This window comes from Cellulosimicrobium sp. RS (assembly GCF_046159675.1).
GTDB lineage: Bacteria > Actinomycetota > Actinomycetes > Actinomycetales > Cellulomonadaceae > Cellulosimicrobium > Cellulosimicrobium funkei.
This window is the reverse complement of the sequence record NZ_JBJXVU010000002.1, coordinates 35,031-49,813: the sequence shown is the minus strand read 5'-3', so window position 1 is coordinate 49,813 and position 14,783 is coordinate 35,031. Positions and strand designations below refer to the sequence as shown.

13 protein-coding genes are annotated in these 14,783 nt (G+C 73.7%); 7 read left to right on the top strand and 6 right to left on the bottom strand.

Annotated features, from left to right (window positions below):
• Together ACI769_RS03390 and ACI769_RS03385 are read right to left on the bottom strand one after the other, a co-directional pair.
• On the bottom strand, positions 1 to 957 hold the full coding sequence (locus tag ACI769_RS03390) for an ABC transporter permease (protein ID WP_021481963.1): 957 nt from the start codon (positions 955 to 957) through the stop codon (positions 1 to 3).
• A 131-nt stretch (positions 958 to 1,088) separates the two neighbouring features.
• Entirely contained in the window at positions 1,089 to 2,693 is a 1,605-nt protein-coding gene (locus ACI769_RS03385; RefSeq protein ID WP_409141162.1) for an ABC transporter substrate-binding protein, read from the bottom strand.
• A 100-nt stretch (positions 2,694 to 2,793) separates the two neighbouring features.
• Here ACI769_RS03385 and ACI769_RS03380 point away from each other — a divergent pair, with 100 nt between their 5' ends.
• From ACI769_RS03380 to ACI769_RS03355, 6 genes are all read left to right on the top strand, one after another.
• Positions 2,794 to 3,549: a FadR/GntR family transcriptional regulator gene (locus tag ACI769_RS03380; protein ID WP_144681223.1), complete on the top strand. Its 756-nt coding sequence runs from the start codon at positions 2,794 to 2,796 to the stop codon at positions 3,547 to 3,549.
• Entirely contained in the window at positions 3,546 to 4,613 is a 1,068-nt protein-coding gene (locus ACI769_RS03375) for a Gfo/Idh/MocA family protein (RefSeq protein ID WP_409141161.1), read from the top strand. Before ACI769_RS03380 ends, ACI769_RS03375 begins: the two co-directional genes overlap by 4 nt.
• Positions 4,610 to 5,692, top strand: a complete 1,083-nt coding sequence (locus tag ACI769_RS03370) for a Gfo/Idh/MocA family protein (RefSeq protein ID WP_409141160.1) — start codon at positions 4,610 to 4,612, stop codon at positions 5,690 to 5,692. The genes ACI769_RS03375 and ACI769_RS03370 overlap by 4 nt, the downstream gene beginning before the upstream one ends.
• Entirely contained in the window at positions 5,692 to 6,474 is a 783-nt protein-coding gene (gene nagB, locus ACI769_RS03365) for a glucosamine-6-phosphate deaminase (protein ID WP_409141159.1), read from the top strand. The genes ACI769_RS03370 and nagB overlap by 1 nt, the downstream gene beginning before the upstream one ends.
• Before the next feature lie 270 nt (positions 6,475 to 6,744).
• Positions 6,745 to 7,416 (top strand): peptidase, encoded by a 672-nt coding sequence (locus ACI769_RS03360; protein ID WP_409141158.1) that lies wholly within the window; start codon positions 6,745 to 6,747, stop codon positions 7,414 to 7,416.
• A gap of 222 nt (positions 7,417 to 7,638) precedes the next feature.
• Positions 7,639 to 9,855: an exo-alpha-sialidase gene (locus tag ACI769_RS03355; RefSeq protein WP_409141157.1), complete on the top strand. Its 2,217-nt coding sequence runs from the start codon at positions 7,639 to 7,641 to the stop codon at positions 9,853 to 9,855.
• A 34-nt stretch (positions 9,856 to 9,889) separates the two neighbouring features.
• Here the strand turns inward: ACI769_RS03355 and ACI769_RS03350 are convergent, their stop codons facing one another.
• The 4 genes from ACI769_RS03350 to ACI769_RS03335 form a co-directional block, all read right to left on the bottom strand.
• Positions 9,890 to 10,558 carry a hypothetical protein gene (locus ACI769_RS03350; protein WP_409141156.1) on the bottom strand — a complete coding sequence of 223 codons (669 nt, stop codon included), beginning with the start codon at positions 10,556 to 10,558 and terminating at the stop codon, positions 9,890 to 9,892.
• 52 nt (positions 10,559 to 10,610) lie between these two features.
• Complete coding sequence (locus ACI769_RS03345) at positions 10,611 to 10,913, bottom strand: SHOCT domain-containing protein (RefSeq protein WP_137279997.1); 303 nt, start codon at positions 10,911 to 10,913, stop codon at positions 10,611 to 10,613.
• A gap of 23 nt (positions 10,914 to 10,936) precedes the next feature.
• A complete protein-coding gene (locus ACI769_RS03340; protein ID WP_021480863.1) occupies positions 10,937 to 11,413 on the bottom strand; it encodes a DUF6325 family protein in 477 nt (158 codons plus the stop codon).
• A gap of 102 nt (positions 11,414 to 11,515) precedes the next feature.
• A complete protein-coding gene (locus tag ACI769_RS03335) occupies positions 11,516 to 13,855 on the bottom strand; it encodes an arylsulfatase (RefSeq protein WP_409141155.1) in 2,340 nt (779 codons plus the stop codon).
• A 372-nt stretch (positions 13,856 to 14,227) separates the two neighbouring features.
• Between ACI769_RS03335 and ACI769_RS03330 the strand changes: the two genes are divergently transcribed.
• Entirely contained in the window at positions 14,228 to 14,713 is a 486-nt protein-coding gene (locus ACI769_RS03330) for a hypothetical protein (protein ID WP_061268855.1), read from the top strand.
• Positions 14,714 to 14,783: the final 70 nt, after the last annotated feature.

Here is a 14,783-nt window from a genome sequence, read left to right as displayed (position 1 = left end):
TCACACCGTCCTGATCCGCGGGTTGACGAGCACGTAGAGCATGTCGACCACGATGTTGATGAGCACGAAGGCGAGCGCCACGGTGAGGGTCACGCCCTGCACGAGGTTGGGCTCGTTGTTGGTGACGCCGTTGAGGATCAGCGTGCCCATGCCGGGCAGCGCGAAGATGATCTCGATGACGACGGCGCCGCCGATGAGGTAGCCGACGCGCAGGCCGAGGACCGTGATCGGGGTGATGAGCGCGTTGCGCAGCACGTTGCGCCCCACGACGACGTGGCGCGGGATGCCCGCGCCGATCGCGGTACGGACGTAGTCCTTGTCGAGCTCCTCGACGACGGACGTGCGCACGACGCGCGTGAGCTGGCCGACGACGGGGATCGCGAGCGCGAGCGCGGGCAGTGTCATGCGCGCGAGGTAGCCGCCGAGGTCCTCGGACGGGTCGGGCAGGGGGCCGCTCGCGGGCAGCCACCCGGCGCTCAGCGTGACGACCTGGATGAGCAGCACCGCGAGCCAGAACGACGGCGTCGCGAGGGACGCGACGGACACGACGCGGATCGCCTTGTCGGGCCAGCGGTCGCGGTAGAGCGCCGCGAGGATGCCCATGACGAGCGCGGCCACGACGGCGATGACGAGGCCCATGAGCGTGAGCTGCAGGGTGATCGGCAGGGCGCGCGCGACCTCGTCGGCCACGGGCACCTGGCGTGCGCTGAACGTGCCGAGGTCCCCGTGCAGGAGGCCGCCGAGGAACGCGACGTACCGGACGAGGAGCGGGTCGTTGAGCCCGTTGGCCTCGCGGTACGCCTCGCGCGCCTCGACCGAGGCACCCTCGCCGAGGGCCTGGATCGCGGGGTCGACCTGCGAGAACGACATCACGAGGAACACGAGGAACGTGATGCCGAGGATCATGATCGGCAGCTGCAGGAGGCGGCGTCCGACGAGTCGCAGCAGCGCGCTCATGGTCGACCTCCTGGTGCGTCGGGGGTGCGGTGCATGTCTGTCCGTTCTGGGTGCCGGGCGGGTACCGGGCCCCTCGCCGGGGCGGGCGAGGGGCCCGGGGTCGGTCGGCGCCGAGGGCTACGCGCCCGCGGCTACTTGACGAGGCCGGCGTCGAGGAACGACAGGCCCGTGATGGGCAGCGGCTTGAAGCCGGAGAGCGTGTCGCCGTCCCACGCGGTCGGCAGCTTGCGGTGCAGCAGCGGGTAGAGCGGCACCTCGGTGGAGATCAGGTCGAACGCCTGGTCCCACAGCTCCTGCTGCTCGTCGCCCGACGTGCGGACGGCGGCGTCGAGGATGCCCTGGAGCTCGGCGAACTTCGGGTCGTCGTTCCAGCGGTAGCGCGACTGCGACCACACGTTGTCGCCGTACCACCAGCGCATGAGCAGGTCGGGGTCGTTGCCGAAGACGGACGGGTCGCCGGGCGCCACCATGACCTGCAGGTCGCCGTTGTCGACCTTGGTGTACTGGCCGCCGGACTGGCCGATGTCGAGCGTCGTGTCGACGCCGATCGCGTCGAGGTTCTCCTTGATGAGCGGCGCGATGTCCGCGACCCAGCCGGTGTCGGTGGTGAGGAGCGTGATGGACAGGTCGCTCACGCCGGCCTCGGCGAGCAGCGACTTCGCCTTCTCCGGGTCGTACGAGTAGACGGTCGACGCCTCGTGGTAGTTCGGGTGGCTCTGCGGCAGGAAGCTCGTGGCCGCGGCACCGTTCCCGAGCAGGCCGTTGTCGATGATCTTGTCCATGTCGAGCGCGTAGAAGAACGCCTGGCGCACGCGGACGTCGTCGAACGGGGGCAGGTCGGTGTTGAACATCATGAAGAGCGTGCCGAACGACTGGACCGACTCGACGTCCACGGCGCCCTCGAGCGTCGGGACGTCGATGTAGGGGACGTCCTCGATCGCGCTGACCGTGCCGGAGCTCATCGCGGTGACGCGCGCCGCGGGGTCGGACAGCAGGTTCCACACGAGACCGGCGGCCAGCGCGGGGCGACGGCCGTTGTAGTCGTCGAAGCGCTCGAACGTGATCTTGTCGTCGGGCGTCGCCTGGGTCATCTTGAACGGGCCGGTGCCGACGGGCAGGGCGTTGAACGCCTCGTAGTCGGACTCCACGAGCGCCTTCGGGACGACCTTGACGACCGAGAGACGCTCGGGGACGAGGCTGAACGGGTACTTGAGGTTGATCGAGACCGTGTCGTCGTCGACGGGGGTGACGGACTCGATGAAGTCGATGAAGCCGGCGTAGAGCGACTCGCTCGCCGGGTCGAGGACGCGCTCGAAGCTGAAGACGACGTCGTCGACGGTGACGGGCGTGCCGTCGTGGAAGACCGCGCCCTCGCGGATGTCCACCTCGTAGTGGGTGTCGTCGACCTGTGCCGGGAGGTCGGTGCCGAGCGCCGCGTAGACCTCGCGCGTCGCGGGGTCGAGCTCGGTGAGTCCCTCGAACACGTGCCAGTTCGCGGCTACTGTCACGGCACCGGTGGTGATCATCGGGTCGAAACCACCGGAGAGGGAGTACGAGATGCCCGCCTCGATCACGGCGTCCTGGTCGATCTCGCCCTGGGCGGCGGTGCCCTCGGTCGGGTCGTCCTGCGCGGCGTCGCCACCCGAGCACGCCGCGAGGCCGAGCGCGAGCACGACGCCCGCGGCGACCGCAGCGACTCCCCGGCGACGGGGAGGTGAGCTGACGTGAAGCTTCATTGGTTCTCCTGACATGAGACCGACACTCTTCCGGAGAGAAGATGTCTGATGTCTGACGTTGTGTAGCATGACACTAGGACCAGAAACCGAAGGGGTCAAGATGGCGACACCACGGCGGAGGAGCTTCGCGACGCTCGACGCCTCCAGAGCCGGCAGCACCGGTGCGACCGCACCGCGGCGGACCACCACCGCCGACCGGATCAAGGACTTCATCCTCGGCGAGGGGCTGCGGCCCGGGGATCCGCTCCCCACCGAGGCCGAGCTGTGCGAGCACCTCGGCGTCTCCCGGTCGAGCGTGCGCGAGGCGATCCGCACCCTGTCGACCCTCGACATCGTCGAGGTCCGCCACGGGCACGGCACGTTCGTCGGCAGCATGTCGCTCGACGCGCTCGTCGAGGCGCTCGTCTTCCGCGGCGTCCTCTCCCCCGGCGACGACCTGCGGGCGCTGCGCGACGTCGTCGAGGTGCGCCAGTCCCTCGACCTCGCCATGGCCGAGCGCATCGTCGCGAGCCTCACCGGGACCTCGAACCCCGACCTGCACGCCCTCGTCGACGAGATGGTCGCCGCGGCGTCGCAGGGCCAGTCGTTCCCCACCCAGGACCGGGCCTTCCACACCGGCCTGCTCGCGCGGCTCGACAACTCGCTCGTCGGGCAGCTCGTCGCCGCGTTCTGGGACGTGCACACAGCCGTGATCCCCAAGCTCGGGCTCTCCGTCGCCGCCGACCTCGACCAGACCGCGCGCGCGCACGGCGCGATGCTCGACGCCGCCGAGGCCGGCGACGTCGACGCGTTCCGTGCCGCCGTCGCCTCGCACTACCAGCCGATCGACCGGGCCCTCGGGGTGACGACCGCGTGAGACCCCAGCACCTCCCCACGGCCGGGCGACCGTCGAGCCGCCGCCCCGTCGGGATCGCCGTCGTGGGCATCGGGGCGTTCGCCCGCGAGCACCTCACGGCCCTCGCGGCGCTCGACGGCGCGGACGTGCGCTGGGTCGTCGGGCACGACCTGGAGCGCACCCGCGCCCTCGCGGCGCTCGTCCCCGGCGCCCGGGCGACGACCGCCCTCGACGAGGCGCTCGCGGACGACGCCGTGCACGCCGTGGACGTCGTCACCGCGACACCCACGCACGCGCGCGACACGATCGCCGCGGGCGAGGCCGGCAAGCACGTCCAGGTCGAGAAGCCGGCGGCGCTGTCCCTGCCCGAGCTCGACGCGATGGTCGCGGCGACCGAGGGCCGGGGCACGACGCTCGTCGTCGGGCAGACCGTGCGCTTCCAGCCCGCCGTGACGGCGCTCGCCGCCGCGGCCCGCCGGGGCGAGATCGGCACCCCGCGGCTCGCGCACATCTCCTGGTACACGGGCCACGCGTGGCCCGCCGGGTGGCGCGGCTGGCAGCTCGACCCGGAGCTCTCGGGCGGGCACCCCGTGCACAACGGCACCCACATCATGGACGCCGCGACGTGGCTGCTCGACGACGAGCCGGTCGAGGTCTTCGCGCGCGGATTCCGCACGTTCTCGCCCGACATGGAGTCGCCCGACTCGTTCCACGTGCAGCTCCGCACGGCGTCGGGCGCGCTCGCGACGCTCGAGCTCTGCTACGCGCTGCGCCGCCGCGGCGAGCTCGTGCGCCGGGTCGTGCTCGTGGGGACCGAGGGGACGCTCGCGCACTCGACCACCGAGGAGGACGGCCTGCACTCCGACGCCACGACCGCCCCGCCCGTCTCCGTCGAGGGCGCGCTGGGGCTCCAGCTCGCGCACTGGCTCGACGTGGTGCGCGGCGACGCGACGCCCGTCGTCACGACGCCGCAGGTGCGGGCCGCGCTCGCGACCGCGCTCGCCGCGCAGCGCTCGCTCGTCTCCGGGCGGCGCGAGCGCGTCGTCGACGTCCCCGGCTACGCGACGACGGGGGTGGCCGCATGAGCACCACCCTGCGCGTCGCGTTCGCGTCGGCCGTGCGCCACGCGGCCGACTACCTGCGGATCCTCGCCGCCGACGACCGCGTCGAGCTCGTCGGCGTCGTCGAGGAGGGTGACGCGCCCGGCTGGGTGCGCGACGACTCGCGCGCCGTCGCCGAGCGCGCCGGGGTGCCGTACGCCGAGGTCGCCGACGTGGCCGCGGTCGCGGAGGCCCTGGGCAGCGCGGTCGACCTCGTCGTCGTGTGCGCCGAGCCGACCCGGCACGCGCGCCTGGCGGCGGCGCTGCTGGAGGCGGGCCTCGACGTGCTCGTCGACAAGCCCGTCGCGACGACCCTCGCCGACGCCGACCACCTCGTCGCCGTCGCCGCCCGCACGGGGCGGACGTGCGCCGTCGTGAACCGCACGCACGCGCCCGCGCTGCGCCGCCTGCGCGCGTGGGTCGACGCCGGCCACGTGGGCCTGCCGCGCCACCTGGACCTCGAGTTCCTCGCGTCCGGCGCCCACTTCGCGACGTCGGTCGAGCGCCCGGGCCTCGTCGTCGATCGCGCGCTCTCCGGAGGCGGCGAGCTGCTGAACTTCCTCGGCTACTGCGCCGACGCGGCGCACCACCTCACCGGGCTGCGCACCGTCGAGGTGCACGCGTTCGCGGGGTCGCTCTTCCTCGAGCCGCACCGCGAGGCCGGGGTCGAGGACACGGCGGTCGTCACGCTCGAGCTGGAGCGTGGCGTGACCGCGACGATCACCCTCGGGCGCGTCCCGGTCGCGCCCGGCGGGACGCCCACCACGTCGTCGGTGCGGCTGCTCGGGTCGCACGGCCACGCAGTCGCCGACGACGACGCCCCGGCGGTCGCGCGGTTCGGCGCGGACGGTCGGACGACGATCGCCGCGGACGCGGGCCAGGTCGCCGCGGCGGCGTACCTGCGGCACGTGGTCGGGGCGGTGCTGGCCGGCGGACGGCCGGACTACGGGATCGAGGAGGCGCGCGCGTCGCTCGCCGTGATCGACGCGGCGTACCGCTCGGTCGAGACGGGCGACGTGGTCGCGGTGGAGCACCGGCCGGTGCCCGAGGAGGCGAGGGTCTGATGGAGGTCGTGATCGCTCCGGCGGAGCGGTTGGCGGTGCTGGCTGCGGATGCCGTGGAGGCGGTGGTGCGGTCAGGGCCGGGGGCGGTGCTGGGGTTGGCGACGGGGTCGTCGCCGTTGAAGGTGTACGACGAGCTGGTGCGTCGTCATGTGCAGGAGGGGTTGTCGTTCGCGGGGGTGCGGGCGTTCATGCTGGACGAGTACGTGGGGTTGCCGGTCGATCATCCGGAGCGGTACCGCAACGTGATCGAGACGGAGATCGCCTCGCGGGTGGACTTTGATCCGGGTGCGGTGCAGGGTCCGGACGGCAACGCGGAGGACCTGGTGGCGGCGTGCGCGGCGTACGAGGAGTCGATCGCGGGGGCGGGGGGTGTGGACCTGCAGATCCTGGGGATCGGGACGGACGGGCACATCGCGTTCAACGAGCCGGGGTCGTCGTTGGCGTCGCGGACGCGGATCAAGACGTTGACGGCCCAGACGCGCGAGGACAACGCGCGGTTCTTCGGTGACGACGTGGAGCGGGTGCCGCGGCACTGTCTGACGCAGGGTCTGGCGACGATCATGTCGGCGCGGCACCTGGTGCTGCTGGCCACGGGCAAGGGCAAGGCGGAGGCGGTGCACCAGCTCGTGGAGGGCCCGGTGAGCGCGATGTGGCCCGCGACGATCATGCAGATGCACCCGCACGCCACGGTCCTGGTCGACGACGCGGCGGCCTCGCGCCTGCAGCTGGGCGACTACTACCGCCAGACGTACGCGTCCAAGCCCGACTGGCAGGGCCTCTAGCCCGCCGCACGGGCGGCTCGACGACGCCCGGACTTCACCCGCTCGAGAACTGGACGCCTGTCCAGTTGGGTGTCTAGGTTGAGGCCCAGCCGATGCCCGCACCACAGCCCCCTGCAGGTGCGGGCATCGGCGACGACGGCGGTGCCGCCTCATCGTGTCTGACACGCCCGTGCCCCTGCTGCTCCGGTCCCGCTGGTCCGCGGGGGTACGGCGGCGCCCGTGGACGACGACCGCCGAGACCCGACCGACCACGACCCGACGGGAACCACCATGAGCACCTCGACCGGGCGCCGCGCCGCCGGGCGGGCCACCGCCGCCGCCGCCCTCGCTGCCACCGCCGCGCTCCTCGCGGGGCCGGCCCACGCGGCGGAGGGCGACACCTACGTGCCGACCGAGCCCTCGATGCGACTGACGACCCTCGCGCCCGTGTGCGAGAGCGACGCCGCGTACCTCGACTACGCGATCGAGGTGGAGGGCACGGACCACGACACCGCGACGGTCACGTGGATCAACCCCGACGGCGAGAGCGTCGTGCAGAGCGGGCTCCCGCTCTCGGGCCGCCTCCTGTGGCCCGGCGCGGTCGTCGACGACTCCGGCCGCGGGGTCGACTGGCCCGGCTGGCGCCTCGAGGACGGCCGGTGGGTCGAGGGCGACGAGTACGACTGGGTGCGCCCCTCCGTCGACGTCCGCTTCGAGGTCAACCCCCACGTCGTCGTGACGACCGTCTACCCGCCGGCGTCCCCCGACTGCGCGACGAACCCGCCCGGGCTGGGCGACCCGGCCGGCGTCGTCCCGGTCTCGAGCGCGGTCAGCGCCTCCGCGGCGAACCCGGGCCTCGCGGAGACCGGCGTGAGCGCCGCCCTGTACGCCGGGATCGCCGCGGTGCTCGCCGCCGCGGGCACCGCCGTCGTGATCGCGTCCCGCCGGACCCGCCGCGGCTGAGCCGCCGGAGAGCTCCGACCCGCACCGACGCCCGTCGGCCGCGCACCCCGCGCGGCCGGCGGGCGTCGTGCTGTCCGTGTGCCGCCCTTGACCCCTGCCGACCCGCCGGGCTACCTTCCTGACGTCAGACATCTGACATCATCTGTTCAAGCGTTCTCGGCAGCGTCGCCGCGTTCCCCCGTGACCGTCCGCCCGCGCCGAGCACCGACCGGAAGGAACGGCATGATCGGACACCTCCGCAGACCCGCGCACCGCGCGGTGACCGTCGCCGCGGCGCTCGCGCTCGCGGTGGGCGGCGTCGTCGCCCCCGTCACGACGGCGTCGGCCCACCACACGACCCTCGCCCCGGACTTCGACCTCGCGCCCGCCACCGGCGGACCGGGCTCGTACACCGAGCAGCAGCTCGCGACGAACGGCCAGGGCGGCTTCCCCAACTACCGCATCCCCGCGCTCACCGTGGCGCCGAACGGCGACGTCCTCGCCTCGTACGACGGCCGCCCCACCGCGGCCGACTCCCCCGGGCCGAACTCGATCCTCCAGCGCCGCTCCACCGACGACGGCGTCACGTGGGGGCCGCAGGAGGTCGTCGCCGCCGGGAAGACCACCGCGCCGATCGAGGGCTACTCCGACCCGAGCTACGTCGTCGACCGGGAGACGGGGACGATCTTCAACTTCCACGTGAAGTCCTACGACCAGGGCTTCGGCGGCTCCCGGCCGGGCGTCGACCCGACCGCGCGCGACGTCATCCACGCCAACGTCTCCGCCTCCACGGACGACGGCCGCACGTGGACCCACCGCACCATCACCGCCGACGTCACCGCGGACCTCGGGTGGCGCTCGCGCTTCGCCGCGTCGGGCCAGGGCATCCAGCTCCGGTACGGCCCCCACGCGGGCCGGCTCGTGCAGCAGTACACGATCATCAACGGCTCCGGCCAGTTCCAGGCCGTGTCCGTCTACTCCGACGACCACGGCGCGACCTGGCAGGTCGGGCAGCCCGTCGGCACGGGCATGGACGAGAACAAGACCGTCGAGCTCTCGGACGGGCGCGTCATGCTCAACTCGCGCGACTCCGCCGGGTCGAAGTACCGCAAGGTCGCGTACTCGACCGACGGCGGCGTGACGTACGGGCCGGTCACCCTCGACACCGAGCTGCCCGACCCGACCAACAACGCGTCGATCGTGCGCGCCTACCCGAACGCGCCGCAGGGGTCGGCCGAGGCGAAGGTGCTCCTCTTCTCGAACGCCGCGTCGCAGACCGGGCGCGTCAACGGCACCGTCCGCGTCAGCTACGACGACGGCGAGACGTGGCCCGTCGCGCGCGTCTTCCAGCCGGGCGGCATGGCGTACTCGACGCTCGCCACGCTCGCGGACGGGACCGTCGGCCTGCTCTACGAGCCCGGCGGTGGCGGGGGCGGCATCCGGTTCGCCAAGCTCGACCACGACTGGCTCCTCGCGGCCCCGAGCAGCACGCCGGGCGAGGTCGAGGTCACCGCGGCGAGCGTCACGAGCGCGACCCCGGCCGGCGGCTGGAAGGTCGGCGACGTCGCCACCTACTCGTTCACGGTGACCAACCTGTCCGACGCCGTGACGACCGTCTCGCCGACGGGTGACCTCGACCGGTTCGACCCCGCGCAGGGCGCGCCGAACTGCCGCTACCGCAACCTCGGGGCGCGCGCGGCGTACACGTGCACGTCCGCCCGGCACACGATCACGCAGGCCGACCTCGACGCGGGCTTCTTCGCCCCGCGCACCACGTGGACGTCGACGTCCGGCACGACCGTCACCACCGTGGAGCACGAGGGTCCCGGCGTGTACTTCGGCGCGCCCGGGAACATCAGCGTGCGCGGGACGCACGCGAACCCCCAGCCGTCGTACGCCGTGGGCGACCGCCTGAGCTTCACGTTCGACGTGCGCAACCTCTCGACGGCCGCGACCCAGGTGGTGCCCACGGGCAACCTCGCCGGGCTCGACCCCGCGAACGCCGCGCAGAACTGCCGGTACCGGAACCTCCCGGCCGAGGGGTCGTACACGTGCACGTTCGCGCACCACGTCGTCACGCAGGCCGACCTCGACCGCGGGTCGTTCACGCCCGCCACGACGTGGACCTCGACCTCCGGGTCGAGCGTGACGGTCGTCGAGCTCGACGGTCCGACGGTCGAGCTCGCCGCCGCCCCGGCCGCGCTCGCGGTCCAGGCGACGAGCCGCTGCCTCGCCGGCGGCGCGTACGTCGCGGTCACGGCGCGCAACACCGGCGACGAGCCCACCGACGTCACCCTGCGCACGCCGTACGGCGAGCGCACGGTGGCGGGCGTCCAGCCGGGCCGGGCGGCGTACCAGTCGTTCGCGGTCCGCGCGGCGTCGGTCGACGCCGGGAGCGCGAGCGCCGGGACGGCCGCAGCGGCCGTGGACGCCGACTACGCGGCGGCCGACTGCTCCTGACCCCGGGAGCGCCCGGCCGGGCGACGCGGGGGCGTCACCCGGCCGGGACTGCGTCGGTGCGGGCGGGGACACCGGCCGACCGGCGCGAGAGCAGCGCGGCGGCGAGGAAGCAGACGGCGCCGAGGAGCGTCCCGGCGTCGTCCCACCACGCGCTCAGGTACGTGCCCGTGGACGGGTCGACGTACGCCCCGACGGCGGACGCCGCGAAGGCGACGGAGCCGATCATGTTCAGCCACGTGCCGTGCCACGTGCGCGCGTCGGTGTCCCACAGGTGGCCCCGGTCGCGCGTCGCGAGGACCGCGAGCGCCGACGACACGAGGAACGCGACCGACCCGTAGGCGTCGGGCCGCCACCCCACCCACAGCGCGGTCGGGGCCTTCGCGGCCGCGACGAGGGCCGCCGTCGTGCTCACGTTGAAGCACAGCGTCCCGACGAGCTGCACGGCCGCGGACCACCAGTCCCAGCGGTCGGCGGGCGGCGTGCCCGTGCGGGGCGGGCGGCGCCCGCTCAGGCCGAGCTGGACGAACGCCGCGGCCGTGAAGAAGACCGAGCCGACGACGAACGTCACCCCGGTCGCCACGGCGCCCACCGCGCCCGCGTACGGCGGGAGCGCGCCGACGAGGAAGCACAGCGACCCCGCCGCGAACCCCCACGCCTCGCGCCGCAGGCGGCGCCCCGGGTCGGCGGTGCGGGTCCGGGTCATGCTCGTCCTTCCGCCGTGCCGGGCCGGCCCGCGCGACGGCGGACCGGCCGTGTCAGGCGAGGATGCGGGCCTTCTGGGCCTCGAACTCTGCCGGGGTGAGCACGCCCTGGTCGCGGAGCGCGGCGAGCTGCGTGAGCTGCTCGATGCGCGCGTCCGTGGCCGCCGGGGCAGGTGCCGGCGCGGCGTACTGCGGTGGCGGCGCCGCGTACTGCGGCTGCTGCGGCGGGGCCGCGTACTGCGGCTCCTCCTGCGCGGCCCAGCGGCCCGCCTGGCGGCGCGAGACACGGTTCGAGACGGCGGTCGCCGTCCCGGCGACGACGGCGGTGCGGGCGACGCCGCGGAGCAGTCCTGGCACGGTGGTCTCCTTCCTGGCGCCGGTCAGCCGACCGGCTCGGTGGCGTCCAGCGACGCGATGAGCGCCTGGACCGGGATGCGCCCGCTCGCGACGAGCTGGGCACCGTTGCGGCGCAGCGCGGTCGCGAAGGGCGCCGCCCACACGTTCTCGTACACCAGCACGACGGCCGTCATGCCGGGCTCGACGGCGTCCACCGCCTGCGCGAGGTCGTCGTCGTCGAGCAGCCCCGACCGCGCGCCCTCGAACACCGCGAGCTCCGTCGACCCGTCGTCGAGCTCCTCGAGCCCGACGGCCGTCACGCCGCCGTCGTCCTCGCGGCGCACGACCACCAGGTCGAGCACGCGGATGATGCCGCGGTCCACGAGGTCGACGAGGTAGGGGAACGCGGCGTCGCCCGTCGCGCGGTCGGTGGGGAGCTCGACGACGAGGAAGTCGACGGGCCCGCTCTCCCGAAGGTCGTCGAGCCCGTCACCGGGCCCGTCGCTGAGTTCCTGCGTCATCGTCGCGTCCTCCCCGCGTCCGTCCCGCGCGGCGCACGGGCTCGACCCCCAGGCTCGCTCCCTGACGCGCCCGCGTCCTCACCCGGGAAGTGTGAAGTCGCGTCACAGGTACGCGACGTGCACGCCGTCGATGCGCCCGTCGAGTGCGAACGGCATCCGGTCTGCGTACGCGCGCGACACCGCGCCCCCGTACGCGCGCCCGACGTCGAGGCAGTCGTTCGCGGAGAACAGCAGCGGCGCGCTCACGGGCACCGTGCCGGACCCGACCTCCTCGCCGTCGAGCCGCAGCACGACGTCGAGCGGCCCGGCCGGCCGCGGCTCGGCGTACGTCGTGACGATCTCGACCGTGTGGTCGCCCGCGGCGAGCGGCGCGCCCGACCGCACCACGGTCCGCTGGACGAGGAAGAGGTTGTACTCGTAGGTGAGGACGCCGTCGAGCAGGAAGCAGGTCAGCCCGCCGCCCGCGCCCCCGAGCTTGTAGAGCACGCCGTTCGCGGCGTCGGGGACGGAGAGCCGGATCTCGACCCGGTTCGGGCGGTTGCCCAGCGCCGGCGCGCAGAACTCCGGGATGCGCACGGTGTCCCCCGAGAGGTCCCACGCGGTGTACGGGGGGCTGATCCGGTCCTCCGGGTGCATGACCGGCACCCACAGACCGCCGCCCACCGGGAGCGCGTCGTTGCGCGCCGCCTCGATCGCGAAGAGCTCCTTGAGCTCGGCGAGCTTCTCGGGGTGATCTGCGGCGAGGTCGTGCGCCTGGCTCCAGTCCTCGTCGAGGTGGTAGAGCTCCCACCGGTCCTGGTCCGGGGTCCACGTCTGGATCCCGGCCGGCATCCCCTGGACCCACGGCAGGCGTGGGCCGGTCGCCGACGCCATCCAGCCGTCGGAGTAGATCGACCGGCTGCCCATGATCTCGAAGTACTGCGTCCGACGGCGGCCCTCGGCCCCGGCGTCGTCGATCGAGTACGCGAGGCTCGTCCCGTCGATCGGGTCCTGCGGGACGCCGTTCACCGTCTCCGGGTGGGAGATGCCGAGGATCTCGTAGATCGTCGGCACCAGGTCCACGACGTGGTGGAACTGGGTACGCGGCACGGGGTCGGGCTCGATGTGCCCGGGCCAGCTCACGAACATCGGGTTCCGCGTGCCGCCGAGGTGGGACGCGAGCAGCTTCATGCCCTGGTACGGCGACGACCCGGCCCACGCCCACGCGGCGTGGTACTGGTTGTCCGTCGCGGGGGTGCCGAGCGCGTCGAGGCCCCCGAGCTCCTCCAGGGCGGCGATGTGCTGCTCGACCGTCGAGGGGATGCCGTTCTGGGCGAGCAGCTCGCTGATCGTCCCGTTCTGCCCCTCCCCCGACGAGCCGTTGTCGCCCCAGATGTAGACGACGATCGTGTCGTCCGCGTAGCCGAGCCGCTCCACCTCGTCGAGCAGGCGCCCGGCCTGGACGTCCGCGTGCTCGCCGAACCCCGCGGCGACCTCCATGAGCCGTGCCTGGAACGCCTTCTGGTCGTCGGGGATGTCGTCCCAGCCGGCGAGGCTCTCCGGGCGCGGGGTGAGCTCCGCGTCGTCGGGCACCCAGCCCGCCGCCTTCGCGCCCGCGAGGGCCCGCTCCCGGTAGGCGTCCCACCCGTCGTCGAACGCGCCGGCGTACCTCTCCGCCCACTCCTTCATGACGTGGTGCGGCCCGTGCAGCGCGCCGGTGGCCCAGTAGACGAAGAACGGCTTGTCCGGCGCGTTCGCCTTGTGGTCGCGCAGCCACCGCATGGCGTCGTCGGCGATGTCCTCGCTGAGGTGGTAGCCCTCCTCCGGGGTCCTCGGCGGCAGGGTCGGGGTCGTGTTGCGCACGAGGTGCGGCTCGTACTGCGACGCCTCGCCCGCGAGGAAGCCGTAGAAGTACTCGAACCCGTACCCGGTGGGCCAGCGGTCGAACGGGCCGGCCGTCGTCGTCTCCTCCGCCGGGGTGTTGTGCCACTTGCCCCACGCGCCGGTCGCGTACCCGTACTGGCGCAGCACCTCCGCGATCGTCGCGCTGCTCTTCGGGATGTGCCCCGAGTAGCCGTCCCAGTCGTTCGCGAGCTCCGCGATCTGGCCGTTGCCCACGCGGTGGTGGTTGCGCCCGGTGAGCAGGGACGCGCGCGTCGGCGAGCACATCGCGGTCGTGTGGAAGCGGTTGTACCCGATGCCGTTCGCGCGCACCCGGTCGAGCGTCGGGGTGCGGACGGCGCCCCCGAGCGTCGTCGGGAGCGCGGGCCCCGCGTCGTCGATGAGGATCACGACGACGTTCGGCGTGCCCGGGGGCAGGTGGCGTTCCGGCGGGCGAGGGGAGTACGTCGACTCCTGGATCGTCCGGCCCGCGACGCTGCCGGAGCGGCGGGGCGGGAACGGCAACGACCGCTCCGTGGGCAGGGGCGGTCCGACGACCGTCCGGCGGGGCTCGGTGCTCATCCACTCTCTCCCGTCTGTCCTGGGCCGTGCGGACCGACGCCGTGGCCCGCCTCGGGTGCGGACCTGCCGAGGTGCGGTGGGCGGGTGCGACGTCGTCGCCGACCGGCGCGCAGCAGGACGGCGCGGCGGAGGGCATCGGCTCGACCGTACGGACGACGAGCGAGGCGCGGCATCACCCGCGGCGGGCGAACCGGGTGGGGTCCACGCCGCCACACCCGGCTCCGCGAGGAGACGCGGACCTGCGGGGACGGGTGCGCACCGCCTGACCGGGCGGCGGATCGGCCATGATGGTCCTCGATGTCGCGCGCGGCCAGGGTCGTCCTCCGCGACGTGCACGGTACCGGGACCGGTCCCGCGACGAGGGGGGCACTCATGGAGGAGCAGGACGTCGACCGGGCGCACCGGCCGACGAGACCTCGGCGCGTGCGCCTGCCCGTCTGGGCGGGGACGAGCCTCGTGGTCGTCGGGGCGCTGGTCGTCGTGGCGCTCCTCGTCTCGCGGCTCTCCGGCGGCGCCGAGGTCTGCCCCGCGATCGCGTACGCCGATCTCCTCGAGGTGGTGCTGACCGGCGACACCGAGGAGGTGCACCATCTTCAGGTGCGCGATGGCGGAGACGCCGGGTGGCAACCACCGCTGCCGACAGGTCCCGACGCGCAGGAGCCGGCCATCGCGACCTCACGGGAGGGTGACACCTGGTCCTTCACGGTCTTCTCGCGGACCAACCCGGTCGGGCTGCGCGCCCTCGACGAGACCGGAGCAGTCCTCGCCGAGACCGAGAAGTCCGTCGACTGGGTCCGCGTCGGAGGGTCGGAAGCGTGCGGCGGCCCGATGGAAGCCCGGGTGGGCTGGACGCTCTGATCACCTCCGAGCACGGACCGGCCGTCGACGGCCCACCCGTGGGGCCCGAGCGTCGTCCGCGTGCCCTGCC

Excerpts from the sequence above, each read along its gene's own strand:
- ACI769_RS03390 (WP_021481963.1), bottom strand. The coding sequence starts at position 957 with ATGAGCGCGCTGCTGCGACTCGTCGGACGCCGCCTCCTGCAGCTGCCG.
- ACI769_RS03385 (WP_409141162.1), bottom strand. The coding sequence starts at position 2,693 with ATGAAGCTTCACGTCAGCTCACCTCCCCGTCGCCGGGGAGTCGCTGCG.
- ACI769_RS03380 (WP_144681223.1), top strand. The coding sequence starts at position 2,794 with ATGGCGACACCACGGCGGAGGAGCTTCGCGACGCTCGACGCCTCCAGA.
- ACI769_RS03370 (WP_409141160.1), top strand. The coding sequence starts at position 4,610 with ATGAGCACCACCCTGCGCGTCGCGTTCGCGTCGGCCGTGCGCCACGCG.
- nagB (WP_409141159.1), top strand. The coding sequence starts at position 5,692 with ATGGAGGTCGTGATCGCTCCGGCGGAGCGGTTGGCGGTGCTGGCTGCG.
- ACI769_RS03360 (WP_409141158.1), top strand. The coding sequence starts at position 6,745 with ATGAGCACCTCGACCGGGCGCCGCGCCGCCGGGCGGGCCACCGCCGCC.
- ACI769_RS03355 (WP_409141157.1), top strand. The coding sequence starts at position 7,639 with ATGATCGGACACCTCCGCAGACCCGCGCACCGCGCGGTGACCGTCGCC.
- ACI769_RS03350 (WP_409141156.1), bottom strand. The coding sequence starts at position 10,558 with ATGACCCGGACCCGCACCGCCGACCCGGGGCGCCGCCTGCGGCGCGAG.
- ACI769_RS03340 (WP_021480863.1), bottom strand. The coding sequence starts at position 11,413 with ATGACGCAGGAACTCAGCGACGGGCCCGGTGACGGGCTCGACGACCTT.
- ACI769_RS03335 (WP_409141155.1), bottom strand. The coding sequence starts at position 13,855 with ATGAGCACCGAGCCCCGCCGGACGGTCGTCGGACCGCCCCTGCCCACG.
- ACI769_RS03330 (WP_061268855.1), top strand. The coding sequence starts at position 14,228 with ATGGAGGAGCAGGACGTCGACCGGGCGCACCGGCCGACGAGACCTCGG.